Raw genomic sequence first — 25,869 nt, forward strand, 5'->3', positions numbered from 1 at the left:
TTTGGAAACGCACGCGGCGCGCAGGGGCGGCCACGTCGTTGCCTGGGAGGACCGTCAGGCCTTGCGCTGGAAGCCCGGCGCCTGGTCGACTTCGGTCGGCTTGTAGATCTTGTGCGCTGCCGTCGCGGTGCCCGCGTCCGCCACCACCAGCAGGCGCCACAGCGGCTCGCGCACGGCGCACAGGCTTTCCTCGGGCGTGAGCGCGAAGGTCGGCAGCGCCGGGGCGGTGCCCTTCACGACCACCTTGAGCAGCATCGCGCCCTTGGCGTTCGACACCTCGATGTCGTAGCCCAGCGCCTTGCTCGTCACGTCTTCCGCGTTGTAGCCATAGCCCTTGAAGTGGCCCACGACATAGGCCATGGCAGCGGCCTGGAGCGCGTCGGGCGTGGTGGGGCCGGCCGGCGCGGCGTCGGCTTCCTCGTCCGGCGCCACGCCGCCACGGGCCTTCGCGGCCGCGATGTCGGCTTCGGTCGGCACCCAGCCGCGCGCACCGCGCACCAGCACTGCGAGCTGTTGTTCGGGTTCCCAGCTCGCCACGTGCCATTCGGCGTCGTCGCGCACGCGGGTCGACACCTTGGCGCTCTTGTTGCTCTCGAGCTCGGCGATGGCCACGCGGTTGGTCTGCAGCACGGCACGGAAACCCTGGCCGGCGTCGAAGGTGCGCTTGAGCAGCGCCAGCCGGTCCTTGGCTCGCTGCGCCTGCTGGGCGCTTCGCACGCCGCCGCCGGGGCGACGCTGGGCGTCGAGCGATTCCAGGTAGAACCAGCGGCCACCGGCCGCCACGCTCACGTACTCGCCCCAGATGGTGGCGATGACGTTGTCGCCCGTGGCGAGCCAGGCGTGCTCGAACGGCTTGTCGCGTGCGTCGAACACCCCCATCTTGGCGACGATTTCGACCGGCGTGAGGCGCGGTCCGGAGAGCCGCATCTCATCGATGGCGGCGAGCACGGAGGGGTCGACTTCCTTGTCCATTCAGCGAAATTCTGGCGAGTTGGGAGGGGGTGGGAGTATGCCGCATCGGCCGTCGCTCCCCGGCCCCTGGCGCCCCGCCGCGTGTACCCTCCGTGCCTTGAAAGCCCCCGCATGCACGACCTGCTGACCTCCTATTTCTGGCACGGCGACACCCTGCGCAGCCGCAGCGTGGGCGGCGTCGTGCACGCGGCCCTGCTCGACGTGCCCGAGCCCCCGGCCCGCCTCCTGGCCGACTGGCAGCGGGAGATCGCCACGAACGTGCCGCTCGAACCCGGCGATGTCGAACCCATGCCCCTGGCCCGCGCGCGCGCGCGCTGGCCCGACTACGCACAGTGCGTGCAGGCGATGTCCGGCTGGCTGGGCACGCTGGGCCTGCCTGCCGCCCTGCTCCCCGCCAGCGACGTCGCCCTGATGGCCTGCCGCGGCGCCCGCTACCACCACGACGGCGCGCAGTACGGCGGCGCGGCCTTCTGCAACCTCTTCCTCAGCGACGACAAGGGCCTGGACGTGCATTTCCCCGTCACAGGCCAGCGCATTGCGCTCACGCGGGGCACGGCCCTGCTGTTCGACACGGGGCAGCCTCACGCCGTCGTGCCGCGCGGCAGCGACCATGGCTTCGACACCGCAGACTTCCCAGCTGACGAGGACCGCACGCAGCTGTTCCTGACCTGGGAGCTGTCGATCGAAGACGCGCAGGTGGCGCGCCTGCTCGGCATCGACTTCGACGTCGATCCGGCCACCGCGTCGCGGCTCGATGAAGAACAGGTCCGGGTGAACGGCGAACAAGCCGAGGTCTGCGCACGCTCGGGCCGCTGGCGCAACGCCCCGTAGCAGTCAATCGCCCTGGCGATAGTGAGTCCCCGGCCGCGCCGCAGAATCGATGATGTCCCGCCACGACTTTCCCGCGCTTCGCAGTTGCGCGATCGACGGGCCCAGCGTGTTGCCGTAGCGATTGTGCGATCTGGCTTCGAGGGCCTGCAGTTCGGCTGACGGCGTCAGCGCGCGGTAGTGCAGCTTGAGGTCGTCCCGCTGAGCGAAGATCCACCGCGCCACCTGTTCCTCATCCACACCATCGGCCAGCATCCGCTCGGCAGCGGGCCCGAGCGCGGCCACGGCCGCTTCGTAGGTCTTGCGTACGTTGGGGTCTGCCATGCGGATTTGGGGATGGATGTAGTGGGCGATTCGACCCATTGTGCATACGACGAGGGCGCTACAGTGGCCGGTCCCTCCTCCCTTTTCGTGCCTGCCCGGAGCCCGACGATGCGCTACCTCTTCAATGTGTTCGGCCACACCCTGCGCGTCGAAATGACCGATGCCCGCTGGCGCAGCCACTGGGTCGGCGCCGATGGAAAACTGGGCCCCGCCCAGCTCGCGATTCCGCCCGACGTGGCACCCGCCGACCTCGCGCAGTACCTCTATGACATCTATCACGAGAACGCGACGCCGACGAACGGCGATGTCTTCGAGATCGTGGCGAAGTGAGCGTGGCAACGCGGCCGGCGTGACAGAGGCCACGTCGATCTGCTACACCTTGTGCTACCCGTCCACAGCGCGTGCGCAAGGAGATTCGAGAGATGGCCACAGGCAAGAAGCGCGTCGTCGCGAAGAAGCAATCGCCCGCTGATACGAAAGTCCCCAAGATGCCGCACGGCGTGCTGACGCCGGCGCTGTCGTCCGCCAGCGTGCGGCTTCATGTGACCGGGCAGATCAAGCTCCTCAACAGCTGGGTCGAGATGCCGCCCGAGATGGCCGCGGCGATGGTGGCGCCGCTGACCGCAGGCCCAGTGCCAGGCCAAGCCTCCGCCGCGCTTGCCGGCACCGCCGATGCGCTGTGCACGCGGCTCTCGCCGGTGTCGACCTTCGGGCTTGCGCAACTCCAGCGCCTGCCGCTTGACGTGGAAACGTCGATGGACCCGCGGCTGCAACTGGCGGTGGTGAACCGCCGTGCAGGCAAGCAGAGCATGCGGGTCTCTTCCGCTGACGGCGACTCGGTGCCTGTCGTGGCACGCGTGACCAGCCATGCCGCGTGGGTGGACATTCCCGATGTCGATGCAGGCGCCGCCATCGGCAGCGCGGACGATGGCACGGTGCTCGTCACGGGGCGCATTCCGCTGGGCAAGGCCGAGGCCATCCACCAGCATCCGGCCGTGCTCAGCATGAAAGCCTCGCAGCCCGTGCGGCCGGCCCTGGACCACACGCTCGCCTCGATGGGCGTGCAAGCCGACAGCCCTGCGCTTGCCGGCACGGCCGGCGGCAGCGGCGTGGTGATCGGCATCGTCGATTCGGGCGGCGACTTCGCGCACCAGAACTTCCTGAAGGCCAACGGCAAGACGCGCCTGCTCGCGCTGTGGCAACAGGGCGCGCCGGCCCGGGCCAACAGCCCCTACGGCTACGGCCGGCTCTTCGAGGCGGCAGACATCGACAAGGCGCTGGCGAAGGCCGACCCGTACAAGGCGCTGGGCTACGACCCCGGCCCCAGCGCGCACGGCACGCACGTCATGGACATTGCGGGCGGCAACGGCCAGGGCTCGCTGCAACCCGGCGTGGCGCCCAAGGCCGACCTGATCTTCGTCGAGATGTCGGCCCGCGACATCGCCTGGACCGGCCACAACGCGGTGTTCAGCTCCTTCGGCGATTCGGTGCAGATGCTTGAAGCGGTGAAGTTCATCTTCGACCGCGCCGGCGACAAGCCCTGCGTCGTCAACCTGAGCCTGGGCACGAACGGCGGTCCGCACGACGGCACCTCGCTGGTCGAGCAGGGCTTCGACGCGCTCGTCTCGCAAAAGCCCAACCGCGCAATCGTTCTCGCCGCCGGCAATGCGCAGGAAGACAACACGCACACGGCGGGCACCGCGCCCGGCAACGGGCAGCTCGATGTGCCGTGGACGCTGGTCAACGGCCGGGGCGGCGAGTTCGAACTCTGGTACGGCGGCAGCCATCGCCTGCGCGCCGAACTGCTGGGGCCTGACGGCCAGGTGCTCGCGAGCGTGGCGCCGGGCGAGAACTTCCCGCTCGGCGCGGGCAACGGCGAGATCGCCGCGTTCCTCAGCAGCCGCATCACGGACCCGAACAACAAGGACAACGTGATCGGCATCTGGCTGGCGCCCAACTGGCCCGATGGCCAGCTCACGGTGCGGCTGCACGCCCTGACGGCCGACGACGTGCCGTTCCATGCCTGGCTCGAGCGCCTGGACAGCGGTCAGTCGTACTTCGGCCATCCGGTGCCATCGCACCTGCTGGGATCGCTGTCGACAGGCAAGCTGTCGATCGTGGTCGGCGCTTACGACGCACGCAAGACAGGCGAGCCCGCCGCCAGTTTCTCGAGCGCGGGACCGACGCGCGACGGCCGGCCCAAGCCCGAGGTCTGCGCACCGGGCGTGCAGGTGAAGGCCGCGCAGTCGCGCACGAAGGACGGCATGGTGAAGATGTCGGGCACCAGCATGGCGGCGCCGGCGGTGACCGGGCTGGTCGCGCTGATGCTGGGCAAGGCCCACAAGGAGGGAAAGAAGCTGACCATCGCCGACATCCGTACCAGGCTCAAGGCGGGCGTCAAGCCCGGCGCGGGGCCGGCCGGCTGGGACCCGCAGCGCGGCGATGGCCGCGCCGGCAGCGGCGCGATCTGACGACCTGCCGATGTCCCCCACACCCGGTGCGGTTGTGCCGCACCTGAACGGGGGGTGTAATCTGTGCTTCGGCCCCCACCTTTCCTGTCATGCCCATCGACCTGCGCTCGCTCAAGAAGCTCGACTTTTCGGCCGCCCCCGCGCCGGTGTCGGGCGAGTGGGTGGTCGTGCTGGTCAAGCTGTGCGAGGGCGCCGAGCGGCCGGACTACATCGCCGCGCGCGCCGACATCTCGCCGGGCCTGTTCTCGGCAGAGATTCCGCTCGACAAGCTGCAGCAGCTCGAAGCCGACCCGGCCGTCGAATCGGTCGAGCTGTCGCGCCGGCTGCCGCGCATTTCCTGAGGCGCGAAGCCAGTTCCTGCCGCCGTCACGGCTGAGCCGGGCGGCCGCCCGGCCGCTCCTCGACCCACCATTTCGATTCCGCGGCATTCATCGCACGGGCGTTGGCGATCATTTCGTTGATCTGCGCGCGCGTGGCAGGCGAATCCACCATCCAGGCGGTCTGCACGGCATGCGACGGGCCGTCGGCGGCGAGCCTGTATTCCAGGCAAAAGCGAACCTCGTTGTTCATCGGTGATCGAACCCTCTCTCTGGCGTCGATTCTGTCTGAGTCAAGTGCAACAGAACGCGTCATGTGCATCCGCCCCGAACGAATCGATGGCTTTCGCAAACCATTCGTTCACAATGATTGCACCGTTGTCGCAACGGAAAGGAGTGTGAAACCATGTTCGACTTCTTGTTTCGGCCCACCCACACGGCCTACCTGAAACGCGCTTCGGCGCTGCTCGAAGAGGCCCAGATGGCGCGCATCGAGCACCAGGCCGCCGCAGAGCATCACAGCGCGCTCGCCCGCATGTACGCGGAACGTGCGCGGCGGCTCGAGAACGAGCTGTACCGGCAACCGCGCGCCGCGGAGCACGGGCCCGATACGGTCGCGGTGGAAGATCGCCCGCAGCTGTATTCGCTGGATGGCAGCCGCAAGGCGACGACGCACCCGGCCGGCAGCTGACGGCGGCCCGCGCGATCGCTTCGACGTCGCGCCTGGCGGCAAGGGAGCGGCTGCGCCAGCGCGGTGATGTAATCCGGCTTCCCGGCCATCACCGCGAGAACCTCATGCGCACTGTCGTTGCCCCGCTGCTCGCCGCCTGCGCGGCCCTGGTCCTTTCCCACGCCCACGGCCAGGCCGCTGCGCCCTACGACGGCCCGCTGTTCGACACCCACCTGCACTACAACCAGGAAGCCTGGGACGGCAACACCGGCCCGTTCCCGCCCACCGAGGCGCTCGCGCGCATGCAGCGCAACCAGGTGAAGGCGATCATCGCGAACTCGCGGCCCAATGCGGGCACGCAAACGCTGGCCGCCGCGCGCGAGACACGCGCCGCCGGCGTCACCGTGGTGCCTTTCGTGCGCCTGTACCGCAACCGCGACGACTACAGCAACTGGTTCCGCGACGAGACCATCCACGAGATGGTGCTGAGCGAACTGGCGCGCGGCACGGCCAGCGGACCCTACCGCGGCCTCGGCGAATTCCACCTGTACGAAAGCGCCAACGCCAACGGACCCGTGGCAAAGAAACTCATCGCGCTGGCCGAAGAGAAAAAGCTCGCGGTGCTCGCGCACGTGGACGACGTGGCCGTCGACCTGCTGATGGCGAACGCGCCGTCGAAAGGCCGCGCGCTGCGCCTCATCTGGGCCCACACCGGCATCGGCGGCACGCCGGTCGAGCGCGTGCAGGCGATGCTGGAGCGCTACCCGCTGCTGATGGGCGAACTCTCGTACCGGCCCGGCCTGACCTGCGAGGGCGGGCGCCTGTGTCCCGAATGGCGTGCGCTGATCCTCAAGCACCCCGATCGCTTCATGGTCGGCTCGGACACCTGGGTCAACCAACGCTGGAGCGCCTATGACGAGATCATGCGCGGCTACCGCACCTGGCTCGGCGACCTGCCGCCCGCGGTGGCGCAGCGCATCGCGTGGGGCAATGCGGCGGCGCTGTTCGACTTGCGCTGAGGCGAACCTGCACGGGATTTTTCAGGCCGCCTGATTGCGCAGCGCAGACACCTCGCGCAGCCGCTGGTGCGCGGCACCCTCCCACGCCACAGGCTGCTGGTTCTTCGCGCACAGGTAGTGGTGCGTGAACACGCCGAGGTACGCGTCGAGCGTCTGCTGCGCCGCGTGCTCGCCGGCCAGGTCCATGCACATCGCGGCCACCTCGCTGGTGCAGAAGTGGTCCTCGCGGCCGGAGTTGCGCAGCTTGTACTGCGTGATCTGCTCCGGTTGCAGGCTCAGCACCGGCAGCCGGTCGAGGTAGGGGCTGCGGCGAAACATCTTGCGCGCCTCGCCCCAGGTGGCGTCGAACAGGATGAACAATGGGCGTTTCGCGGCGCCGCCATCGGCCGGGCCAGTCGACGAAGGAACGACGCCCAGCACCACGCGCTCGGGCGCCGCGTACTGCCCCGGGAACACCACGTAGGGCTGCCACTGCGGGTCGTTCAACAGCGCCAGCAGCGCGGGATCGGCCTGCGTGCGGGCCCAGCCGAAGGCAAAAGTGTCGGCCACCACGTCGGCCACCAGCCATCCCGTGTTGGTGGGCTTGAGCGGCTCGATGTCGGCCATCAGCAGGCACACCCCCGCGCGCGTGGCCACGGGCGGGCGCACGGCGCACATGCAATGGCTGGGCACCAGCCGGCAGCCCGCGCAGCGCTCGCGCTTGAAACCGCCGCGGGCGAGAAAAGGCTTGGCACTGCGCGCCAGGCGCGCGGCGCGAAGGAGGGAGACGGCATGAGGCATGCGGCGATTCTCGGTGGACCGCATGCGCGGCTGAATCGCTAGACCAGCCGCAGGTCCTTCGCCGCCGCGCCGTCGAACACCTTCGCCACCTGCGCAGGCGACAGCCCGTACATGCGCTGGAACAACCCGCCCAGCACCGCGCGGTATTCGTTGAGCACCGGGTAGTCGCGGTTCTGGAACAGCGTGGCCTGCGTCAGCGGCTGCTGCTCGCCGACGATGCGCCCGCCCGCCTGCGCAGCGAGACCGCCGCCGAGCACCCAGTACACGGTGCCGTGCCCGTGGTCGGTGCCGCGGCTGCCGTTCTCGCGGAAGGTGCGGCCGAACTCGCTGACAACGACCACCACGGTCTGGCGCCAGGCGGGCTCGCCCATCTCCTGCGCGAAGCCGGCCACGCCACGGCCGAGTTCTTCAAAGCGGTTGGCGAGGTAGCCCTTGGCCGCGCCCTGCCCCACGTGGGTGTCCCAGCCGCCGACATCGACGAAGCCGATGTCGAAGCGATCGCGCATCAACAGCGCCATGCGGCGCGCGACCTGTTCGAAGCCCTTGGGGCTCATGGCGTTGCGGCTGGCGGCTTCCATCTCGGCCTGCATGGCGCGCACCACCTCGTCGCGCACCTGAAAGCCCTCGGCCACGGGCTGGGCGAGCGCCGTGTTGCGGTACATCGTCGCGATGATCTGGCTCTGCCGCGCATCGACGCCGGGCCGCGCGACGCCCGCGAGCGCCATGTTGGCGGCCTTGGCGTCGTCGCCGCGCAGCACGATGGGCAACTGATCGGTGAAGGCGATGGGCGACACGTCGGCCAGCGGCCCGGCGCCGAGCACGCCGGCCAGGCGGTTGAGAAAGCCCGAACGGTAGTCGCGCTGCGCGCTGTCGGGCGCCACGCCGAGTTCGATCGCATCCTGCGTCTCGAAGTGACTGCGCGTAAGGTCATTGGTGCCGGCAAAGGCGACGAAGGCCGCCTGCTTCTGCTGGAACAGCGGCAGCACGCTCTGCGCGAGCGCGGGGTGCAGGCCCCAGTCGGTGTCGAGCGGCAATGCACCGTCGACCGCGCCGGGCCGGGGGATGGCGATGTTCGGGCGCGAGGCGTAGTAGAAGTCGGCGTTGCCGGTCGGCACCAGCAGGCTGGTGCAGTCGTAGGCGCCGCGCAGGAAAACGACCAGCAGCTTGGTGCCCTCGGCAGCAGGCGCGGCGGCCACGCGCGCAGCGGTGCCGGCGAAGGGCGTGGCGGCGAGGAGTTGCAGCAGGTGTCGGCGTTGCATGAATGAGCCTTTCAACGGCGCATCAGCTCGGGCGATGCGAGCAGGAAGGTGTTCCACTCCGGCGGGTTCTTCGCCTGCGCGAGCGCCTGTTGCGTGTCGGCGCTCAGGCCGGGCTGCAGCACGCGCACGGCGCGCGACTCGGCCAGCGGCGGAAACGGCGGCTTCTCGAGCGGTGCCTTGTCGTCGGTGCGGAACAGCACAGCGCCGCTCATGCCGATGGCGCGCGCAACTTCGAACCGCGTGTTCATCTGCCCCGCGCTGGCCCAGGCGGCCTCGTTGAGCGGGTAGCCGTCGGGCGTTTCGTGGGCGTACAGCGTCTGGCCCATGCGGTTGACCCAGCCGATCATCGGCGTGGTGTTGAGCACCACGCGATCGTCGTAGGCCAGCCGCACGCCCGCCACCACGTAGTGCACCGGGTCGCGGAACTTGCGGCCCAGCGAGGCCGCGAACTCTCGCGACTCGAACATGGTCTGCAAAACCGCGGCGATGTCGCCATCGCTGCGCGTGAAGGTGGCGGCCATGCGATCGACCAGCGCGGGCGGTGGCTCGTCGGCCACGAAGTAGATGGCGAGCTTGCGCGAGATGAAGCGCGCCGTGGCCGGCGCGTGCGCCAGGCGGTCGAGCGCCTCGTCGGCTTCGGCCAGGCCACGCGCCTTGATCGGCTGGCCCAGGAAGGTCTTGGGCCCGTAGTCGTGCCGGTTCGGGTGGAACTCGAAGAGGCCCTGGCGCACGTAGTCGGCGCGCACGGCCGCACGCACCGCGGGCGGTGGCACATCGGGCGGCTGCACGCTGACGCCCACGCCGGTCAGCACGCGCGCCAGCTCCTGCACGTCGGCCTGCGTGTAGCCGCCGCCGACGCCGAGCGTGTGCAGCTCCATGAGTTCGCGCGCGTAGTTCTCGTTGATCCGGTTGGCGGCGTTCTGCGCGTTGTCGAGGTAGCGCAGCATGGCCGGGTGCCGCGCGGTAGCGCCCAGCAGGTCGCGGAACTTGCCAAGCGCGTGCGGGCGAATCGCGTTCTCCTCGTAGTCGCCGACCATCGCGCGCACCAGGTCCTTGCGGATGCTGACGTTGAAATGGTTCATCCAGAACCAGGTCATCTGCTCCTGCAGCTGGTTGGGCGCGTACAGCGCGCGCAGCAGGAAGCGCTGCTGAGCCTCGCGTGCGAGGGTGTTGAGTTCCTGCTGGTAGGCCGTGAGTGCAGCCGTCTTTTCTGCGTCATCGGTCAGCGCGACGGCGGCCTTGCGCCGCGCGTCGAGTGCGAAGACGAGCGTGTCCAGCGGCGTGCGCGAAATGGCCATGGCGTCGATCTGCGCCTGCGCCGCCGCGGGCAGCGCACGGGGTGCCGGCCGCAGTTGGCGGCCCATCCAGCGCGGCAGGCCATCGCGCGCCAGTTCGGCCTGGCTGCTGGCATTGGCACCCCAGCTCACGCGGTCGAGCCAGCGCAGCTGCGCGGCGGGCGTGTCGGCCGCATGGCCCAGCGCGGTGAGTGGCGGGCCCTCGGGGCGCAGCAGGCCGGTGGAACAAGCGGTGAACGACAGCACGGCGGCCAGCGCGACGGCGATCGTGCGCGAACGGTGCAGCTTCGGGAACAACGGCATGCGACTCATCATGAACCGATCAACCGCCGCGCGATGTAGGCGGTTGACCGACCTCGGCCGCGCGCAGGTAAAGCTGAAGGTCAGCTTCGTTTCAAGGCGAAACGAGCGCGTCTGTCAGGCCGTGGCGATGCGGCTCGGCTCCGCGCCCGCGATCTGCCGCAGCGCACGCTCGAACACCTCGACGGGCTGGCCGCCCGAGATCAGGTGCTGGTCGTTGATGATGATCGCGGGGACCGAGTGGATGCCCGCGTCGGTGTACAGGCGCTCGCGTTCGCGGGTTTCCTGCGCAAACGCCTCGCTGGCCAGAATCTCGCGGGCCCGCGTGGCGTCGAGCCCCGCCTCGGTCGCCGCGCGCACGAGCACGTCAGGGTCCGAGGGATTCTGGCTGTCGGTGAAGTAGGCCTTCAGCAGCAGCTTCTTGAGCGCCACCTGCTTGGCCGTGTCTTCCAGCTCGGCCCAGTGCAGCAGCCGGTGGGCATCGAAGGTGTTGTACACGCGGGGCCGGCCTTCGGCGCTGAACTCGAAGCCGACGGCCGCGCCGCGCTGGCGGATCGCTTCGCGGGCCTGCGCCTGCTGCTCGCGCGAGGAGCCGTACTTCTGGTTCAGGTGCTCGAAGGTGTCCTGGCCTTCGGGCGGCATCTGCGGATTCAGCTCGAAGGGCTGGAAGTGCAGGTCGGCCGTGACCTCCGGCGCCACCCGTTTCAGGGCGGCCTCGAGCGCGCCAAGGCCCACGGCGCACCAGGGGCAGGAGACATCGGAAACGAAATCGATCTTGAGATGGGCGGTCATGGCGCCATTCTTCATGGCGCCACAACCCCTTTGTGCGCGCGGGGTCTTCAGGCCATGGCCTTGCGGCGCTCGCGCTCCATGCGGGCGCTGGCCAGCGTTTCTTCGCGCAGCCGGTCGTACTCGGCCTTGTCGACCGGCACGGCATTCGGGTTGCCCAGGTCGCGCATGTGGACGCGGTAGGTCTCGCGGGCGCTCATGGCGGCCAGCGCGGCCAGCACGGTCACGGCGAAGGTGATGGCACCCACGGTGAACCAGATGTTGGTCGAGCCCGGAGGCGCCACGGCGGCGAACAGCGCGGGCAGCAGCGCGGTGAAGGTGGTGCCGATGTTCTGCGAGATGGCCATGGCCGACACGCGGTTGCGGGTGCGGAACAGCTCCGGGTAGAAGCTCGGGAAGGTCGCGTTGTAGCCTTGGTACACGATGCCCCACATCAAGAGCGACATGCAGATGGCCAGCGGCACGTTCTTGATGCTGATGGCGTACAGGTACACGAAGGACAGCAGGCCCGAAGCCAGCGCGCCCACGATGATCGGCGGCTTGCGGCCGATGCGGTCCGACAGGTTGCCCACGAACGGAATCACCAGCACGGCCAGGATGTTGCCCAGCACGGGAATCCACAGGTACACGTCTTTCTGGAAGCCGATGCCGTAGGCGGCCTGTACCGCGTAGGCCGCGCCGAACACGGTGGCGACCACGGGAATCACGTTCATCAGCGCCATGCAGATCACGCGCAGCATGTCGCCCCAGCTGTCGGTCAGCGCCTGGACGATCGGCGCCTTGGCCACTTCGCCCTTCTGGTCGACCTCGGCAAACGCCGGTGTCTCGTCGACCTCGCGGCGGATGATGTAGCCGGCCACGATCACGACGAAGCTCAGTAAAAACGGAATGCGCCAGCCCCACGAGTTGAAGGCGTCTTCAGGCATGTAGTGCGCCAGCGGCAGGAACACGGCGGCCGCCAAAATCTGGCCGGCCTGCACGCCCTGCAAGGTGAAGCTCGCGAAGAAGCCGCGGCGCCCGAACGGCGCGTGCTCCAAAATCATCGAGCTGGCGCCCGAGATCTCGCCGGCCACCGCGAAGCCCTGCACCAGGCGCAGCAGCACCAGCAGCACGGGGGCCAGCAGGCCGACCTGGTCGTAGGTCGGCAGCAGGCCCACGGCCACGGTCGAGAAACCCATCAGGAACATGCACAGCACCAGCACCTGCTTGCGCCCGTGCGTATCGCCCCAGTGGCCCAGCACGAAGGCGCCGATGGGGCGCGCCACATAGCCCACGCCGTAGGTCGCGAGCGACGCAATGATCGCCGTCGTCGGGTCGCCCTTGGGGAAGAAGATCTGCGGAAAGATCAGCGCCGCGGCGGTGGCGTAGATGAAGAAGTCGTAGTACTCCAGCGCCGAGCCGATCCAGCCGCTGGCGGCGGCTTTCCTCGACTGGTGCTTGCCTTGCGGCTCTTTGGCTGACGGGTGGGCCATGGTTGTCTCCAGTGATATGACTTGAGGTGACGTGAGGTGACGGATGCGGAAAAAATCAGTCCTGCTGCGCCTGCGACGCCATGCGCGCGGGGGCATTGAGCGCGCCGTAAGCGTCGTAGCCGCCCACGCGCTGGGCGACCTCGAAGAACAGGCCGCCTTCGACACTCTCGGTGTAGATGTGCAGGTAGTCGCCGGCCGCCGAGCGGTCGAACAGCACGCCCGCTGCGCGCATGCGCGCGAGCAGTTCGGGCGCGATGTCGATGCGCGTGGCCAGGTCGTCGTAGTAGTTGTCCGAGATCGGCACGAAGCGCGTGCCGTTGGCGCGCAGCCGGGCCACGGTGGCGAAGATGTCGTCGCAGTCGAGCGCGATGTGGTGCACCGCGCCGCCGCCGGTCACGCTCAGCGTGCGCGCAGTGCGCGTGCGCTGGCTCAACGACACGTTCAGCACCAGGCGCAGGCTGCGGTCGGCATTGGCCACGCCGCGGCTGCGAATCAGCCCGAAGGGGTCGGCCAGCTCCAGGCTCTCGCCGGGCTCCAGGCCGAGCACGGCGCGCGTGAACAGCACCCAGGTGTCGAGCTGGTCGAGCGCCAGTCCCAGCGCGACGTGGTCGATGCGCGTGAGGCCGGCATCGGTGTTGTCGGGGCTCGCGTCTTCGAGGATGAAGTCGGTCTCGTACAGCCCGCTGTCGCCCAATGCCTCGGGCACGAAATGGATCAGGTTGCCGCCCGGCGCCACGATGGCCGGCACGCGCAGCTCGTTCGGCCCGACCGGGCTGTCGTGGCGCAGCGAGCGCATGGCGGTCGCGCGGCCCACGGCCGCGAGTGGGTCGGCACAGCGCACGCCCAGCGCGCACACCGAGGTGCCGTGCGCCTCGAACCGCTGGCGCGCGAACGAATCGGGCTGCGCGTTGACGATGAAGTGGATGCCGCCCTGGCGGTACAGCGTGACGGCCTTGGAGCGATGCCGCCCGACACGGCGAAAGCCCAGCTGCCCGAGCAGCGCGCCCAGCGTGACGGCCGAGGCCTGGTCAGCCGCGAACTCGATGAACGACAGCCCCGAGAGCACCGGTGCGGGCGGCGGGTTGAACAGCTCCACACGCTGCGGCTGCACGGGCGCATCGCTGGCGGCCAGCCGCTCGCGCGTTTCGCTTTCGAGGTACAGCAGCGAGCGCATCGCATCGACGGCGGTGCGGCGGTTCGGCGTCTCACGGAAGATGTCGTTGAAGATCTCCAGCGACAGCGGCCCGGTGTAGCCCGCGCGCAGCACCTGCTCGAAGAAGCCGGTCACGTCGAAATCGCCCTGCCCCGGAAACGAGCGGTGGTGGCGCGCCCACTGCAGCACGTCCATCGACAGCAGCGGCGCATCGGCCATCTGCACGAAGAAGATCTTCTCGCCCGGAATCGCGGCGATGCCCGCCGGGTCGTCCTTCAGCGACAGCGTGTGGAAGCTGTCGAGGATCAGCCCGAGGTGCGGGTGGTCGGCGCGCTGCACGATGTCCCAGGCCTGGGCGTAGCGCGAGGTGTGGCGGCCCCAGGCCAGCGCCTCGAAGCCCACGCGCAGGTTGCGGCGCGCGGCGCGCTCGGCCAGTTCGTGCAGCTGGGCGGCGGCACGCGCCGGGTCGTTCACCGACAGCGGCGAGGTGTTGGAGCAGCACAGCACCATCGGCGCGCCCATGGCCTCCATGAGGTCGAACTTGCGTTCGGCGCGCTCCAGGCTGCGCTGGAACTGCGGCTCGGGCATGCCTTCGAAATCGCGGAAGGGCTGGTACAGGTCGATCGACAGGCCCAGGTCGAACGCGATGCGGCGCAGCTCGGCGGCGGTGCCGCGGAAGTTGACGAAGTCGGCTTCGAACAGCTCGATGCCGTCGAAGCCCGCCGCTGCGATGGCTTCGAGTTTCTGACGGAGGGTGCCGCTCAGCGAGACGGTGGCAATGGCGCGGTGCATGGGGATGGACTGTAGAAAGAGCCCGGGCGCGCCACAACGCAAATCAGCCCCTTCTGATCGATGATCGCACGTCGTCGATCATCATTCGCACGAAATAGGGGTTACACCTAGCCCGTACGGGGGTGCGGGCCGGGCGCTTTTTCAGAGACTGCGCCAGTAATCGATCAGCATCTGCGCGAACTCGGCCGGCCGCTCGACCGCGCTGAGGTGCGCGGCGTCGATGGTCGCCAGCCGCGCGCCCGGGATCTGCGCCACCATGGCCTCGGACATCGCCATCGGCGTGGCCTCGTCCTGCAGCCCGCCGATCACCAGCGTGGGGGTGGCAATGCGGCGGTTGCTGTCGCGAAAGTCGATGGCGGCGACGGCGTTGCAGCTCTCGATGTAGCCCTGCGCGTCGGTGCGCACCAGCGTGTCGTGCAAGGTGCGCGCGGCCAGCGCGCCTTCGGGCGTGGCGGCATAGGCCGGCGTGAGCCAGCGCGCCACGGCGCCGGGGGCGATGGCGGCCACGCCCTTGGCGGCCACGGTTTCCGCGCGCAGGCGCCACGGGGCCTGGTCGGGGTAGTGGGCGGCCGAGTTGGCGATGACCACGGACTTCAGCAACCCGGGATGCCGCACCGCCAGCGCCTGCGCGGTCATGCCGCCCATCGACAGGCCCACGAAGTGCACGGGCTCGCCGCCCGTCTCGCGCGCGATCAGCTCGGCCGCGTCCTGCGCCAGCGTCTCCACGCGCAGCACGCCGGGCACCACCTCGGAGCCGCCGTGGTTGCGGTGGTCGTAGCGGATCACCGTGTGGGCGCGCGCGAGCTGCGCGGCCACGCCGTCCCACATGTGCAGGTCGCAGCCGAGCGCATGGCTGAGCACGACAAAGGGGCCGTCGCCTTCGCGCACGACGTTCAGGCGGGGGGAGGAAGTGGTCATGGTGTGGAGTCCTTCTGCAGTGAGGATGGAGAGGATGGGGAAGCAGGTTGCGCAAGGCGCGGCAGCCACAGGAACGCGATCGCCAGCAGCACCGTGCCGGCGATCAGCATGGGCACGACCATGGGCCAGGCGCCGTAGGAAAAATGCGTGTCGACGAACAGCGCGGCGACCTGCCCCACGCAGAACGCGACCATCATCATGCCGAACCCGGACCACGACACGGCCCGTCCCGCCAGGTGCGGCAGGTCGCCCACGGCACCGGCCTGCCCGCAGGGCTGGTGGATGCCGTGACCGAGGCAGTACACGGCGTGCCCCGCCAGCAGCGGCACCGCGCTGTGCGGCATCAGCCAGCAGCCCAGCGCCTGGATGGCGGCGCCCGTGATGCTCAGCACCGCGCCCAGCCGCACGGTGCGCATCGGCCCGAAACGGCGCAGCAGGCTGCGGCACATCGTGGTGCTGAAGATGTAGACCAGCGAGCCACCGGCCGGAATCCAGCCATACCACGCGGGCGACCAGCCAAGGTAGCCGATGTAGACCATCGGCGAGAGCAGCAGGAAGCAGAACAGCCCGCCATACGTGGTCGCCGCCACCGAGGCCCAGGCGCGGAAGGCGCGGCTCGCGAACACCGCACGCGTGCTGCCGCGCGGCGCGGACGATTCGCCCGTCATCGGCCGTCGCGTTTCGCCGAACGAACGCCAGCACAGCGCGAACAGCACCGCCGCATAGAGCGCCATCGCCACCATCACCCAGCGCCAGCCCGCGCCCTGCACCAGCCAGGCACCGAGCAGCGGCGCCATCAGCCCGACCACGCCCAGCCCCGTGAGGCCGCGCGCCATCACATGTGGGCCTTCGTGCGCGGGGTACAGGTCGCGCACCGCGGCGCGCGCACACACGAGGATCGCCGCCATCGAGAAGCCCTGCAGCGTGCGCCACCCCGCGAGCACCGCAACGCTGCCCGCGAAGGCGCCGCCGAAGGCCGCGATGGCGTAGCAGCCCAGGCCCGCGAGCAGCACCGGGCGGCGGCCGAAGCGGTCGGCCAGCGGGCCGCACAGCAGCTGCGCAAAGCCGAAGGCCAGCACGAACAGCGTGAGGCTGGTGCTGGCCGAGCCGAGTTCGCCCGCGATGGCGGGCAGCGCCGGCAGGTAGCTGTCGGTCGCCACGGGCTGCGCCGCGAGCAACAGCGGCAGCAGCAAGGTGAAGCCGACGTCGAAGCGGCCCTTGCTGCCTTTTCCGCCCTTGCCTTCGGCCGCGCTCACTGCGCCGCCACTGGCGGCAGCAGGCCCTTTTCGCGCAGGATGCTCGTCGCGATGCCGAAGGCGTGGTTGGCCACCGGCACGCCGCAGTAGATGGCGGCCATCATGATCACTTCCTTGATGTCGTCGGGCGTCAGGCGCGACTCGGGCGGGCCGTCGAGCGCAGCGCGCACGTGCATCGCGAACTCCTCGTACGCGTGGATGCCCAGCATCATCGACAGCACCATGTAGCGGCGCGTCTTGTCGCCCAGCGCGGGACGGCCCCAGATGTCGTTCCACGCGTGGCGCGTGATGAGCTCCTGGAACTCGGCATTGAAGCCGTTGCGGTTGGCGAGCGACTTGTCGACCCAGGCGTCGCCGAGCACGCGGCGGCGGTTGACGAGGCCGTCTTCGTAGTCGTTGCGCGGGGTGTCGGGGGCGGTCATTGCGAGAGTTCCTTGTTGGAGAGTTGGGCCTGCAGGGCTTGCACCTCTGCCAGCGCGGTCTGGCCGGCGTTCACGGCCAGCGCAGGATCGAACCATTCGTCGGCCGCATCGCGCGGCAGTTCGGCACGCAGCCGGTCGATGTTGGCGCGCATGCGCGCCGCATCGACCTGCAGGCCGGGCAAGGCGCCGGCCATGGCGCGCACGCTGCCGTGCGCCGACATCAAAAGCTGCGGCCATTCGGCCAGCTCGGCCTGCCACGCGCCCAGCGCGCGTTCGTGCTGTTGCGGCATCGCGCCGAGCAAGGCAGCCACGCGCTGCGGCGCGCGGTGCGCGGCGGCGATGGCGACCATCGAAGCCACCGGATTGCGCTTGTGCGGCATCGCCGACGAGCCGCCGCGCCCGGGTTCGCTGGGCTCGGCGACCTCGGCCACTTCGTACTGGCCGAGCAGCGAGATATCGACCGCGACCTTGCCGAGGCTGCCCGCGAGCAGGCCGAGTTCGCAGCCGAGCGCGACCCATTCGTCGCGCTGCGTGTGCCACGTCGCGCCCGGGTCGCCCAGCCCGAGCTCTTTGGCCATGCGCTGGCGCACCGCGGCGCCCTGCCCCTTCATCTGCGCCAGCGTGCCGACGGCGCCGCCGAGCTGCAGCTGCAGCGCGTGCTTCGCGGCCTCGCGCAGGCGGATGCGGCTGCGCACCAGCGGCGCAGCCCAGCCGGCGCACTTGAAGCCGAAGCTCGTGACCGAGGCCGGCTGCATCAGCGTGCGCGCGAGCATCGGCGTTTCGGCGTGCTGCACGGCCAGGCGCAGCAGCGCGTCGGCGGCCTTGGCGAGGTCGGTCTCGACGAGCGCGACGGCTTCGCGCGTGACCAGCGCCATCGCGCTGTCGATCACGTCCTGGCTGGTGCTGCCGAAGTGCACGAAGGGCACCGCCTCGGCATTGAACAGGCCCACCGCTTCGCGCAGTGCCTTCACCAGCGGAATGGCGACGCTGCCCGCGCGCCCGCTCTCGCGCACGATCTTGGCCACGTCGAACAGCTCGACCTTGCAGCTGCCGACGATCGAATGCGCGGCGCTCTCAGGGATCAGCCCCTCGGCCGCCTGTGCGCGCGCGAGCGCGGCCTCGAAGCGCAGCATGGCGTCGACGAAGGCGCGATCGCTGAAGGCGCCCAGCGTTTCGGAGGTGGAAAGGAAGCCTTCAAAAATGCTCATGCGTGTTCCGGTGTTTTCAGTATTTCAATTGCGCGACCGCGCGCAGTTCTTCCGGCGAGGCGGTGCCGAAGCCGAAGAACTCGAGGTAGGCCGGGATCATTTCGAACAGCATGTCGGTGCCGACCTGCACCTGGCAGCCCTTGGCCTTGGCGGCCTGCAGCAGCGGCGTGTACTCGGTCTTCATGACGACCTCGCCGACGAAGGTGTCGGGGGCGATGCGGTCCACATCGAAGGGCAGCGGGTCGGTGTCCTTCATGCCCAGCGGCGTGGCGTTGACGACGATGTCGAAGCCCGCCGGGTCCTTCGAGCCCGTGGCGACCTTCATCTGCGGGTAGTGCTCGCGCAGCCGCGCGGCCAGCGCCTGCGCGGAGGCGTCACTCATGTCGAACAGCATCAGCTCGGCCGCGCCGGCCGCCGCAATCGACGCCGCAATGGCCGACCCGACGCCGCCCGTGCCCGACACCAGCACCCGCGTGCCCTTGAACAGGCGCCCCTTGCGCTCCACGCCGCGCACGAAGCCCGCGCCGTCGAACTGGTCGCCCAGCAGGCTGCCATCGGGCCGCTTGAGCACGGCGTTGCAGGCGCCCGCGACACGCGCAGTGGGCGTGACCTCGTCGACCAGCGACATCGTCGTGACCTTGTGCGGCATCGTCACGAGCGCGCCGCGCAGGTTGCTGAACTTGAAGATCTGCGCGAGCGAGACCGCGTAGTCCTCGGGCTTCACGCCCATAGGCACCACCACCGCGTCGATGCCCTGCTTGTCGAACCAGGGGTTGTAGATCATCGGCGCCTTGAAGGCCTCGGTGGGATAGCCGATGTGGGCGATGAGCGTGGTCTTGCCGGAGATCATGGGAGTCGTCTTGTTCAGGAAGGGGCGGGCTCAGGCCACGCTGGGCGATTGGTAGCGCAGTGGATTCGCGATCTCGGCCTGCATCGCCGGCGGATAGATGAGCTCGCGCAAAAAGTCGGCATCCGCCTGCATCGCATCCGCCGCATCGATGTGGCCGAAGTAGCGGAAGTAGTGCGGCATCTGCTGCACCAGCATCTCGAAGCCGGCCTGCGCGTTGAGCCCGCGCGCCCGCGCCGCGCGCACCAGCGGCGTGGGCTGGTTGCGCAGCAGGATGTCGAACAGCGCCGCGTGCGGTTCCATGCGCGCCACGTCCAGCGGCAGCGCGTCGTCCTCGGCCAGGCCCAGCGGCGTGGCGTTGATCACGAGGTCGTAGCCCTCGGGCGCGTTGCTGTCGACCGCCACCACGGTCGCGTCGAAGAACGCATCGAGCTTGGCGGCCACGCCCGCGGCCTTGCCGGAGGCGGTGTCGAAGAAGGCGATGTGCTCGGCGCCGTTCACCGTGCCGCCTTCGGCCAGCGCCACGCCGATGGCGGCTGCGCTCACGCCCGCGCCAAGGATCAGCACGCGCTTGCCGCGGAACGGCACATTGCAGCGGTCGAGCGCGCCGATCAGGCCTTCACCGTCGAACAGGTCGCCCTCGAGCTGGTCGCCCTCGGTGCGGCGCACCACGTTGACCGAGCCCGCCACGCGGCCGAACAGGCCACAGCCGTCGAGCAGGTCGACCACGCGCGGCTTGTGCGGCGGTGCGATCACCATGCCGCGCACGTTGCGCGCGAGAAAGGCCGACTTCATGAACACCGCGAAGTCGCGCACCGGCACCTGCATGGGCACCAGCACGGCGTCGATGCCGTAGCGCGTGAAGGCGGCGTTGAACATCCGCGGCAGCCGCACATTGCGCACCGGGTCGCCGGGGATGAGGTAAACCTGGGTGCTGCCAGTGATGAAAGGGCTCATGGGCGTGCTTCCGTTCGTCAATCGCTCGTTTCGAGGCGGATCAGCGGGCTTTATAGTCCCTTCGCGCTCGGTCTGCTGGCATACGGGGCACCAAACGATCGATGATCGATCTTGAAAATTCGATAATCGATCAAATTGCGGGTTTTTACTTAGCCATTTGCGCACCGCCTCCGTACCGGACGCGGGCACACTTCCGCCCATGAACAGCACCAGCCCCGACGATTCGACGCCGCCCGCCGGCCTGGACAAGCGCGACTGGATCGCCGGGCTGGAGCGCGGCGTGAGCATCATCGAGGCCTTCGACGACGCCAACCCGCGCCTCACCGCGAGCCAGGCCGGCCAGCGCACGAACATGACGCGCACCGCCGCGCGGCGCTACCTGCTCACCCTGCAGCACATGGGCTACGTGGCCAGCGACGGCAAGCTGTTCTGGCTCACGCCGCGCGTGCTGCGCCTGGGGCAGTCGTACCTTGAATCGGCCCGGCTGCCGCGCGTGGTGCAGCCCTTTTTGCAGCGCGTGGCGGCCGGCACCAACGAGATCGCCTACCTCAGCGTGATGGACGGCGACGAGGTCGTCTACATCGCGCGCAACGGCCCCAACCGCAGCATGAGCACCGGCTACGTGCTCGGCGCGCGCGTGCCGGCGCAGGTGACGGCCTCCGGCATGCTGATGCTGGCACTGCGCAGCGATGCCGAGCTGAACGACTGGCTGGCCACGCGCCAGCTCACGGTGTTCACATCGCACACCATCGCGAGCATGGAGCGCATGAAGCTCGAGCTGGCGCGCATCCGCGCGCAGGGCTGGGCGTTGTCGGAACAGCAGCTCGACCTGAACTCCCGCGGCATCGCCGTGCCGCTGCGCGACCGCCACGGCACGCTGGTGGGCGCGCTCAACATCACGATGCCGATGGGCCACGAGAGTTCGGAAGACGCGGTGGCCCGCGTGCTGCCCGTGCTGCGCGAGACGGCGCAGGCGATGCGCAACCTGATCTGAGGCACTGACAGCATTCCGACAGCATCCGCCCGGCAGGATGCGGGCTTCCATCCAAAAAACACTGGAGACAAGCCATGTCCGACCGCTTCCCCACCGACGTTCCCCTGAGCCGCCGCCACTGGTTGCAAGCCGGCGGCGCCCTCACCCTCGGCGGCCTGCTGCCTTCGATGGCCTCGGCGCAAGACGCCTGGCCCACCAAGTCGATCCGCTTCGTCGTGCCCTTCGCGCCGGGCGGCAGTTCCGAAATCGTCGCGCGCTCCACCGCCGCCGAGCTCTCGCGCACGCTGGGCCAGAGCGTGTTCGTCGACAACAAGCCCGGCGCAGCCGGCAACATCGCCATGAGCGAAGTGGCGCGCGCCACCGACCAGCACACGCTGATCCTCGGCCACATCGGCACGCTGGCCGTGAACCCGTACATCTTCGCCAAGCTGCCCTACGACGCGAACAAGGACTTCAAGCCCGTGAGCCTGCTGGCCAAGGTGCCCAGCCTGTACGTGGTGCACCCCGACGTGCCGGCGAAGAACCTCAAGGAGTTCATCGCGTACGCCAAGAGCAAGCCCGGCAAGCTGAGCTACGGCTCCGCCGGCAACGGCAGCGCCGGCCACCTGGCCTTCGAGTACCTGAAGATGACGGCCGACGTATTCATGCTGCACGTGCCCTACCGCGGCACCGGCCCCATGGTGACCGACCTGCTCTCGGGCCGGCTCGACGCCTCGGCCATCGGCGCGGCGGCGATCATTCCGTTCATCAAGGCCGGCAAGGTGCGCTGCATCGCGACCGGCTCGGCCAAGCGCCTGGCGCAGTTGCCCGACGTGCCGACCGTGGCCGAGCAAGGCTTCCCCGGCTTCGAGATGACGCAGTGGTACGGCATGCTCGCGCCGGCCAGCATCACGCCCGCGCAGATGGCCAAGCTGTCGGCCGAGACCATGAAGGCCGTGAAATCGCCCGACTCGATGCAGCGCCTCACGGCCGACGCGGCCGAGGCCGTGGGCGGCACGCCGGAGCAGTTCGCGCAGTTCATCACCGCCGAACAGAACCGCTGGCAAAAGGTCATCGCCCGGGCAAACATCAAGCCTGATTGATTGGCACTCCCCCAGGCTTCGCGCACTTCGTGTCGCTGCGCCCCCCCCTCGCCGGGGGCAACACCTGCGGCCCGGCAAAGCCGGTTCCGCGGTGTTTCGCGAAAAGACGGGGCACCACTAGCATCCAGCCCATGCGCATCCTCTTGGCCGAAGACGAACACACCCTGGGCACCTGGCTCTGCAAGGCGCTGGAGCATGCAGGCATCCAGGTCGAATGGGTGGACGACGGCCGGCTGGCCGACCGGGCCTTGCAGCAGCGGGACTACGACGCACTGGTGCTCGACCTCGGCCTGCCCGGCATGGGCGGCCACACGGTGCTGCAGCGGCTGCGCGAACGCGACCAACGACTGCCGGCGCTGATCCTCACGGCGCGCGATTCGCTGAACGAACGTGTCGCATCCCTCAACGCGGGCGCCGACGATTTTCTTGCCAAGCCGTTCGCGCTGGCCGAGCTCGAGGCGCGGCTGCATGCGCTGGTGCGCCGTGCGCGCGGCGTGGAGCATCCGCGCCTGGCCTGCGGGCCGCTGGTGTACGACGGCGCACGCCGGCAGTTCGCGCTGGGCGGCGAGGCGCTCGCCCTGTCGCCGCGCGAGCAGGCGGTGCTGCGCGCGCTGGTGCAGCGCAGCGGCGAGCCGCTGTCGAAGCAGCAGATCCTCGACCGCGTGTTCTCCGACGACGACGAGGTGCACCTCGAAGCGATCGAGGTGCTGGTGTACCGGCTGCGCAAGCGGCTCGATGGCAGCGGCGTGCGCATCGTCACGCTGCGCGGCCTCGGCTACGTCTTGGAAGCAGATTGAGTGAGCGCGCTGCGCCGCTTCACCGATCGCCTGCGCCGCACCAGCCTGCGGCAGCGGCTCGCGCTGCTGCTGTTCCCCGCCCTGCTGCTGGTGACGGGCATCGAGCTGTGGATGACGCGGCACGACGCGCTGGCCGCGGCCAATGCGGCCTATGACCGCTCGCTGCTCGGCGCGCTCAAGTCGATCGACGCGAACATCTCCACGGCCTCGGGCGGGTTGTCGGTCGAGCTGCCGTACACGATGTTCGAGTTTTTCGAGCTCACGGCCAGCGGGCAGGTGTTCTTTCGCGTCGCGACCTCCGACGGGCTGGTGGAGCTGGGCAGCGCCGACCTGCCCGCGCCGCCCGTCGAGCCCGCGATGGGCGTGCCGGCCTTCTACGACGCCACCTACTTCGGCGAGGCCGTGCGGCTCGCGGCGTACCGGCGCGACCTGGACCACGCGCCGACCGGCAGCACCGGGCGCAGCGTGCTGATCCAGGTTGGCGAGAGCACACGCTCGCGCCAGGAGTTCACGAGCCGCTTCGTGCGCAGCGCCGCGCTGCGCGACGGGCTGATCCTTGCGATGCTGTTGTGCGGCACCGCGCTGGCACTGGCGGCAGCGCTGCGGCCGCTGTCACGGCTCGCGCGCGAGGTGCAGGCGCGCACGCCCGACGACCTGACGCGCATCCCCGAGACCGACCTGCCCGCCGAGGTGCGTCCGCTGGTGGCCGCCGTGAACCAGCAGATGGCGCGCACGCAGGCACTGGTGGCGCAGCAGCGGCAGTTTCTCGACGACGCCTCGCACCAGCTGCGCACGCACCTGACCACGCTGCAGATGCAGGCCGACTACGCGCGCCGCCAAGACGACCCCGCGCAGGTGCGTGCCGCACTCGACGCGCTCGGCGCCGAGATCGGCCGCGCCACGCGCAGCGCGCAGCAGCTGCTGGCACTGGGCCGCAGCGACACCGTGACCGTCGAGCCCGCCGATTTCGACACCGCCGAATTGCTGCGCGAAGTGGCCGTCGACCTGCTGCCGCTGGCGCGCGCCAAGCGCATCGACCTGGGCATCCATGCGCCCTCGCCCGAGCTGCACGCGGTGGGCGACCGGGGCCTGCTGCGCGAGGCGCTGAGCAACCTCGTGGCCAATGCCATCGCCTACACGCCGGCGGCCGGCACCATCACGCTCTTCGCGGCCGGCGACGCCGCGGGCTGGAGCCTCAACGTGGAGGACGACGGCCCCGGCCTGAGCGACGAAGAGCGCGCCACCCTGGGCCAGCGTTTTCGGCGCGGCACCCGTGCGGGCCAGGGCGGCTTCGGGCTGGGCCTGGCGATCGTGCGCGCCATCGCGCAGCGCCACCGCGGCGATCTGCGGCTCGAAGCGCGCGGCGCGGGAGCGGGCCTGCATGCCATCATCTGGTGGCCCCGTCCTGCGGGATGAGCCACCGCCCTTCTCGCCGTTCTTCTTCGATGCCACGCCCTTTCGCCCTCACCCGTCGCCATGCGCTGCGCGCGCTGTCCGCATGGCTCGCGCCTGTCGCGCTGCATGCGACCGCGGCGGCTGGCGATGCATCCGAAGGCCCGGCGGAGTGCGTGATTCCCGCCAAGGCCGGCGGCGGCTTCGCGCTGACCTGCGCGCTCGCGCGCGACGCGCTGCAGGCGGTGCGTCCCGCGCGCACGCCGCTCGCGCAGCGCTACCTGCCGGGCGGCATCGGCGCCGTGGCGTTCGATCGCATCGCGAGCGGCCAGCTTGGCGGGCCGGGCACGCTGGTCGCGTTCTCCAGCGGCTCGCTGCTCAACCTCGCGCAGGGCCGCTTCGGGCCACACCCGCCATCGGCCGTGCGCTGGATCGCCACGCTCGGCACCGACTACGGGGTGGTCGCCGTGCACCGCGACTCGCCCTACCGACGTTTGCAGGACCTGATCGCCGCGTTGCGCCAGGACCCTTCGCGCGTGGTCTTCGGTGCGGGCGGCACGGTCGGCAGCCAGGACTGGGTGAAGGCCGCGCTGCTGGTACGCGCGGCGGGCGGCGCACCGAAGGCGATGCGCTTCGTGTCCTTCGAAGGCGGCGGCGACGCGCTGGGCGCCCTGCAGGGCAAGCACGTCGACGCGTTCCCGGGCGACGCCGCCGAAGCGCTGCAGGCCATCGCGGGCGGCGCGCCGCTGCGCCTGCTCACGGTGCTGTCCGAAGCGCGGCTGGGCGGTGCGCTCACGGGTGTGCCGACCGCGCGCGAGCAAGGCGTGGACATCGCCTGGCCGACCGTGCGCGGCGTGTACCTGAGCGCCAACGTGCCCGACGCCGCCGTGCGCGCCTGGACCGCCGCCTTCGCCGAGGCCACGGCCGCGCCAGGCTATGCGGCGCTGCGCGAACGGCACGGCCTTTATCCTTTCGCGCTCACCGGCGCCGCGCTCGACGACTACGTGCAGGCGCGCATCAAGGCCTACCAGGCGCTGGCCGACGAACTCGGCCTGCGGCGCTGGAAACCTTGATCTTCAACTGACCTCCATGACCGAAGACGACATCACCCAACACCTCATCGACATGCTCGGCGGCGGCCATTTCGAGGTCGCCGACGACAACACCTTCTTCTTCCACGGCGCGGACAACAAGTTCCCCTTCGCCACGATCGTGACGAAGGACAACGAGTTCGACAGCGCCTCGAACCTGAACCGGCCCGGCGTGTTCCGCCTGAACATGGGTGTGAGCAAGGAGACCTTTCGCGGGCTCTTCGGCGAGGCCGAGCCATCGGGCATCGACGACACGGCGCTCGACCGGCTCATGCCGCACCCGGTGTACGCCAGGATGTACTGGGTCAGCGTCATCAACCCGAGCGCCGCGACCTTCGAGACGGTGAAGCCGCTGCTGGCCGAAGCCCGCAAACTGCTGGCCTCGCGGGACGGGCGCTAGGTGTGAAGAGTCAAGAGGTTCTTTCGTGACTTTGCGATTCGGGACATAGGCGGCTGGCAGGCTA

General features: G+C 69.7%; 27 protein-coding genes. 12 read left to right on the forward strand and 15 right to left on the reverse strand.

All coding sequences use genetic code 11. The features are described from left to right. Window positions 1-54: 54 nt before the first annotated feature. Complete coding sequence (locus ASD34_RS05535) at window positions 55-972, reverse strand: protein NO VEIN domain-containing protein (RefSeq protein ID WP_056573924.1); 918 nt, start codon at window positions 970-972, stop codon at window positions 55-57. Window positions 973-1,083: 111 nt separating this feature from the next. Here ASD34_RS05535 and ASD34_RS05540 point away from each other — a divergent pair, with 111 nt between their 5' ends. After that, window positions 1,084-1,803 carry a hypothetical protein gene (locus tag ASD34_RS05540; protein ID WP_056573929.1) on the forward strand — a complete coding sequence of 240 codons (720 nt, stop codon included), beginning with the start codon at window positions 1,084-1,086 and terminating at the stop codon, window positions 1,801-1,803. Between the two features lie 3 nt (window positions 1,804-1,806). On the opposite strand, the gene ASD34_RS05545 is transcribed toward ASD34_RS05540, so the two are convergent. Beyond that, a complete protein-coding gene (locus ASD34_RS05545) occupies window positions 1,807-2,124 on the reverse strand; it encodes a hypothetical protein (protein WP_056573931.1) in 318 nt (105 codons plus the stop codon). Window positions 2,125-2,232: 108 nt separating this feature from the next. Here ASD34_RS05545 and ASD34_RS05550 point away from each other — a divergent pair, with 108 nt between their 5' ends. The 3 genes from ASD34_RS05550 to ASD34_RS05560 all read left to right on the forward strand — a co-directional run bounded on the left by ASD34_RS05550 (window position 2,233) and on the right by ASD34_RS05560 (window position 4,936). Then, window positions 2,233-2,454 (forward strand): hypothetical protein, encoded by a 222-nt coding sequence (locus ASD34_RS05550; RefSeq protein ID WP_056573934.1) that lies wholly within the window; start codon window positions 2,233-2,235, stop codon window positions 2,452-2,454. A 92-nt stretch (window positions 2,455-2,546) separates the two neighbouring features. Further along, window positions 2,547-4,595 (forward strand): S8 family serine peptidase, encoded by a 2,049-nt coding sequence (locus ASD34_RS05555; RefSeq protein WP_056573938.1) that lies wholly within the window; start codon window positions 2,547-2,549, stop codon window positions 4,593-4,595. 89 nt (window positions 4,596-4,684) lie between these two features. Further along, complete coding sequence (locus ASD34_RS05560; protein WP_056573941.1) at window positions 4,685-4,936, forward strand: hypothetical protein; 252 nt, start codon at window positions 4,685-4,687, stop codon at window positions 4,934-4,936. Between the two features lie 25 nt (window positions 4,937-4,961). Here the strand turns inward: ASD34_RS05560 and ASD34_RS05565 are convergent, their stop codons facing one another. Next, window positions 4,962-5,228, reverse strand: coding sequence for a hypothetical protein (locus ASD34_RS05565; RefSeq protein ID WP_157609644.1), 267 nt, complete (start codon window positions 5,226-5,228; stop codon window positions 4,962-4,964). Window positions 5,229-5,318: 90 nt separating this feature from the next. Between ASD34_RS05565 and ASD34_RS05570 the strand changes: the two genes are divergently transcribed. Both ASD34_RS05570 and ASD34_RS05575 read left to right on the forward strand, forming a co-directional pair. Continuing rightward, window positions 5,319-5,603, forward strand: a complete 285-nt coding sequence (locus ASD34_RS05570) for a hypothetical protein (RefSeq protein WP_056573947.1) — start codon at window positions 5,319-5,321, stop codon at window positions 5,601-5,603. Window positions 5,604-5,707: 104 nt separating this feature from the next. Beyond that, complete coding sequence (locus ASD34_RS05575) at window positions 5,708-6,601, forward strand: amidohydrolase family protein (RefSeq protein ID WP_082548506.1); 894 nt, start codon at window positions 5,708-5,710, stop codon at window positions 6,599-6,601. Window positions 6,602-6,622: 21 nt separating this feature from the next. Here the strand turns inward: ASD34_RS05575 and ASD34_RS05580 are convergent, their stop codons facing one another. The 12 genes from ASD34_RS05580 to ASD34_RS05635 all read right to left on the reverse strand — a co-directional run bounded on the left by ASD34_RS05580 (window position 6,623) and on the right by ASD34_RS05635 (window position 20,049). Next, window positions 6,623-7,381 carry a tRNA-uridine aminocarboxypropyltransferase gene (locus ASD34_RS05580; RefSeq protein ID WP_056574006.1) on the reverse strand — a complete coding sequence of 253 codons (759 nt, stop codon included), beginning with the start codon at window positions 7,379-7,381 and terminating at the stop codon, window positions 6,623-6,625. Window positions 7,382-7,419: 38 nt separating this feature from the next. After that, window positions 7,420-8,640, reverse strand: coding sequence for a DUF1501 domain-containing protein (locus tag ASD34_RS05585; protein ID WP_056573953.1), 1,221 nt, complete (start codon window positions 8,638-8,640; stop codon window positions 7,420-7,422). A gap of 11 nt (window positions 8,641-8,651) precedes the next feature. Beyond that, window positions 8,652-10,238: a DUF1800 domain-containing protein gene (locus ASD34_RS05590; protein ID WP_056573955.1), complete on the reverse strand. Its 1,587-nt coding sequence runs from the start codon at window positions 10,236-10,238 to the stop codon at window positions 8,652-8,654. Window positions 10,239-10,352: 114 nt separating this feature from the next. Then, window positions 10,353-11,027, reverse strand: coding sequence for a DsbA family oxidoreductase (locus ASD34_RS05595; protein WP_056574009.1), 675 nt, complete (start codon window positions 11,025-11,027; stop codon window positions 10,353-10,355). A gap of 47 nt (window positions 11,028-11,074) precedes the next feature. Continuing rightward, a complete protein-coding gene (locus ASD34_RS05600) occupies window positions 11,075-12,496 on the reverse strand; it encodes an MFS transporter (protein WP_056573958.1) in 1,422 nt (473 codons plus the stop codon). Window positions 12,497-12,551: 55 nt separating this feature from the next. Then, a complete protein-coding gene (locus ASD34_RS05605; protein ID WP_056573961.1) occupies window positions 12,552-14,441 on the reverse strand; it encodes a bifunctional sugar phosphate isomerase/epimerase/4-hydroxyphenylpyruvate dioxygenase family protein in 1,890 nt (629 codons plus the stop codon). A 141-nt stretch (window positions 14,442-14,582) separates the two neighbouring features. Continuing rightward, entirely contained in the window at window positions 14,583-15,359 is a 777-nt protein-coding gene (locus ASD34_RS05610; protein WP_056573964.1) for an alpha/beta fold hydrolase, read from the reverse strand. Continuing rightward, window positions 15,356-16,615 (reverse strand): MFS transporter, encoded by a 1,260-nt coding sequence (locus ASD34_RS05615; protein WP_056573966.1) that lies wholly within the window; start codon window positions 16,613-16,615, stop codon window positions 15,356-15,358. The genes ASD34_RS05610 and ASD34_RS05615 overlap by 4 nt, the downstream gene beginning before the upstream one ends. Beyond that, the gene (locus ASD34_RS05620; RefSeq protein ID WP_056573969.1) at window positions 16,612-17,037 is read right to left on the reverse strand and encodes a carboxymuconolactone decarboxylase family protein; all 426 of its coding nucleotides are present in this window, start codon (window positions 17,035-17,037) and stop codon (window positions 16,612-16,614) included. The genes ASD34_RS05615 and ASD34_RS05620 overlap by 4 nt, the downstream gene beginning before the upstream one ends. Further along, window positions 17,034-18,245 (reverse strand): 3-carboxy-cis,cis-muconate cycloisomerase, encoded by a 1,212-nt coding sequence (gene pcaB, locus ASD34_RS05625; RefSeq protein WP_056573972.1) that lies wholly within the window; start codon window positions 18,243-18,245, stop codon window positions 17,034-17,036. The genes ASD34_RS05620 and pcaB overlap by 4 nt, the downstream gene beginning before the upstream one ends. Before the next feature lie 16 nt (window positions 18,246-18,261). Next, window positions 18,262-19,095, reverse strand: coding sequence for a shikimate dehydrogenase family protein (locus ASD34_RS05630; protein WP_056573976.1), 834 nt, complete (start codon window positions 19,093-19,095; stop codon window positions 18,262-18,264). 30 nt (window positions 19,096-19,125) lie between these two features. Further along, the gene (locus ASD34_RS05635; RefSeq protein WP_056573979.1) at window positions 19,126-20,049 is read right to left on the reverse strand and encodes a shikimate dehydrogenase family protein; all 924 of its coding nucleotides are present in this window, start codon (window positions 20,047-20,049) and stop codon (window positions 19,126-19,128) included. 199 nt (window positions 20,050-20,248) lie between these two features. On the opposite strand from ASD34_RS05635, the gene ASD34_RS05640 reads away from it, so the two are divergent. From ASD34_RS05640 to ASD34_RS05665, 6 genes are all read left to right on the forward strand, one after another. After that, complete coding sequence (locus ASD34_RS05640; protein WP_056573982.1) at window positions 20,249-21,043, forward strand: IclR family transcriptional regulator domain-containing protein; 795 nt, start codon at window positions 20,249-20,251, stop codon at window positions 21,041-21,043. Window positions 21,044-21,117: 74 nt separating this feature from the next. Further along, entirely contained in the window at window positions 21,118-22,125 is a 1,008-nt protein-coding gene (locus ASD34_RS05645; protein ID WP_056573985.1) for a Bug family tripartite tricarboxylate transporter substrate binding protein, read from the forward strand. Window positions 22,126-22,256: 131 nt separating this feature from the next. Continuing rightward, window positions 22,257-22,922 (forward strand): response regulator, encoded by a 666-nt coding sequence (locus ASD34_RS05650; RefSeq protein WP_056573989.1) that lies wholly within the window; start codon window positions 22,257-22,259, stop codon window positions 22,920-22,922. Beyond that, the gene (locus tag ASD34_RS05655; RefSeq protein ID WP_235509983.1) at window positions 22,923-24,338 is read left to right on the forward strand and encodes a sensor histidine kinase; all 1,416 of its coding nucleotides are present in this window, start codon (window positions 22,923-22,925) and stop codon (window positions 24,336-24,338) included. Window positions 24,339-24,367: 29 nt separating this feature from the next. Next, complete coding sequence (locus tag ASD34_RS05660) at window positions 24,368-25,387, forward strand: Bug family tripartite tricarboxylate transporter substrate binding protein (RefSeq protein ID WP_056573991.1); 1,020 nt, start codon at window positions 24,368-24,370, stop codon at window positions 25,385-25,387. 16 nt (window positions 25,388-25,403) lie between these two features. Continuing rightward, window positions 25,404-25,805, forward strand: coding sequence for a DUF6194 family protein (locus ASD34_RS05665; RefSeq protein WP_056573994.1), 402 nt, complete (start codon window positions 25,404-25,406; stop codon window positions 25,803-25,805). Window positions 25,806-25,869: the final 64 nt, after the last annotated feature.

This window comes from Variovorax sp. Root473 (assembly GCF_001426505.1).
GTDB lineage: Bacteria > Pseudomonadota > Gammaproteobacteria > Burkholderiales > Burkholderiaceae_C > Variovorax.

Bases quoted from the DNA above. Each gene is read 5' to 3' on its own strand.
- ASD34_RS05545 (WP_056573931.1), bottom strand. From the start codon at position 2,124: ATGGCAGACCCCAACGTACGCAAGACCTACGAAGCGGCCGTGGCCGCG.
- ASD34_RS05635 (WP_056573979.1), bottom strand. From the start codon at position 20,049: ATGAGCCCTTTCATCACTGGCAGCACCCAGGTTTACCTCATCCCCGGC.
- ASD34_RS05565 (WP_157609644.1), bottom strand. From the start codon at position 5,228: ATGACGCGTTCTGTTGCACTTGACTCAGACAGAATCGACGCCAGAGAG.
- ASD34_RS05595 (WP_056574009.1), bottom strand. From the start codon at position 11,027: ATGACCGCCCATCTCAAGATCGATTTCGTTTCCGATGTCTCCTGCCCC.
- ASD34_RS05640 (WP_056573982.1), top strand. From the start codon at position 20,249: ATGAACAGCACCAGCCCCGACGATTCGACGCCGCCCGCCGGCCTGGAC.
- ASD34_RS05660 (WP_056573991.1), top strand. From the start codon at position 24,368: ATGCCACGCCCTTTCGCCCTCACCCGTCGCCATGCGCTGCGCGCGCTG.
- ASD34_RS05585 (WP_056573953.1), bottom strand. From the start codon at position 8,640: ATGCAACGCCGACACCTGCTGCAACTCCTCGCCGCCACGCCCTTCGCC.
- ASD34_RS05650 (WP_056573989.1), top strand. From the start codon at position 22,257: ATGCGCATCCTCTTGGCCGAAGACGAACACACCCTGGGCACCTGGCTC.
- ASD34_RS05605 (WP_056573961.1), bottom strand. From the start codon at position 14,441: ATGCACCGCGCCATTGCCACCGTCTCGCTGAGCGGCACCCTCCGTCAG.
- ASD34_RS05645 (WP_056573985.1), top strand. From the start codon at position 21,118: ATGTCCGACCGCTTCCCCACCGACGTTCCCCTGAGCCGCCGCCACTGG.
- ASD34_RS05550 (WP_056573934.1), top strand. From the start codon at position 2,233: ATGCGCTACCTCTTCAATGTGTTCGGCCACACCCTGCGCGTCGAAATG.
- ASD34_RS05630 (WP_056573976.1), bottom strand. From the start codon at position 19,095: ATGATCTCCGGCAAGACCACGCTCATCGCCCACATCGGCTATCCCACC.
- ASD34_RS05590 (WP_056573955.1), bottom strand. From the start codon at position 10,238: ATGCCGTTGTTCCCGAAGCTGCACCGTTCGCGCACGATCGCCGTCGCG.
- ASD34_RS05575 (WP_082548506.1), top strand. From the start codon at position 5,708: ATGCGCACTGTCGTTGCCCCGCTGCTCGCCGCCTGCGCGGCCCTGGTC.
- ASD34_RS05560 (WP_056573941.1), top strand. From the start codon at position 4,685: ATGCCCATCGACCTGCGCTCGCTCAAGAAGCTCGACTTTTCGGCCGCC.
- ASD34_RS05555 (WP_056573938.1), top strand. From the start codon at position 2,547: ATGGCCACAGGCAAGAAGCGCGTCGTCGCGAAGAAGCAATCGCCCGCT.
- ASD34_RS05570 (WP_056573947.1), top strand. From the start codon at position 5,319: ATGTTCGACTTCTTGTTTCGGCCCACCCACACGGCCTACCTGAAACGC.
- ASD34_RS05600 (WP_056573958.1), bottom strand. From the start codon at position 12,496: ATGGCCCACCCGTCAGCCAAAGAGCCGCAAGGCAAGCACCAGTCGAGG.
- ASD34_RS05535 (WP_056573924.1), bottom strand. From the start codon at position 972: ATGGACAAGGAAGTCGACCCCTCCGTGCTCGCCGCCATCGATGAGATG.
- ASD34_RS05620 (WP_056573969.1), bottom strand. From the start codon at position 17,037: ATGACCGCCCCCGACACCCCGCGCAACGACTACGAAGACGGCCTCGTC.
- pcaB (WP_056573972.1), bottom strand. From the start codon at position 18,245: ATGAGCATTTTTGAAGGCTTCCTTTCCACCTCCGAAACGCTGGGCGCC.
- ASD34_RS05540 (WP_056573929.1), top strand. From the start codon at position 1,084: ATGCACGACCTGCTGACCTCCTATTTCTGGCACGGCGACACCCTGCGC.
- ASD34_RS05580 (WP_056574006.1), bottom strand. From the start codon at position 7,381: ATGCCTCATGCCGTCTCCCTCCTTCGCGCCGCGCGCCTGGCGCGCAGT.
- ASD34_RS05665 (WP_056573994.1), top strand. From the start codon at position 25,404: ATGACCGAAGACGACATCACCCAACACCTCATCGACATGCTCGGCGGC.
- ASD34_RS05610 (WP_056573964.1), bottom strand. From the start codon at position 15,359: ATGACCACTTCCTCCCCCCGCCTGAACGTCGTGCGCGAAGGCGACGGC.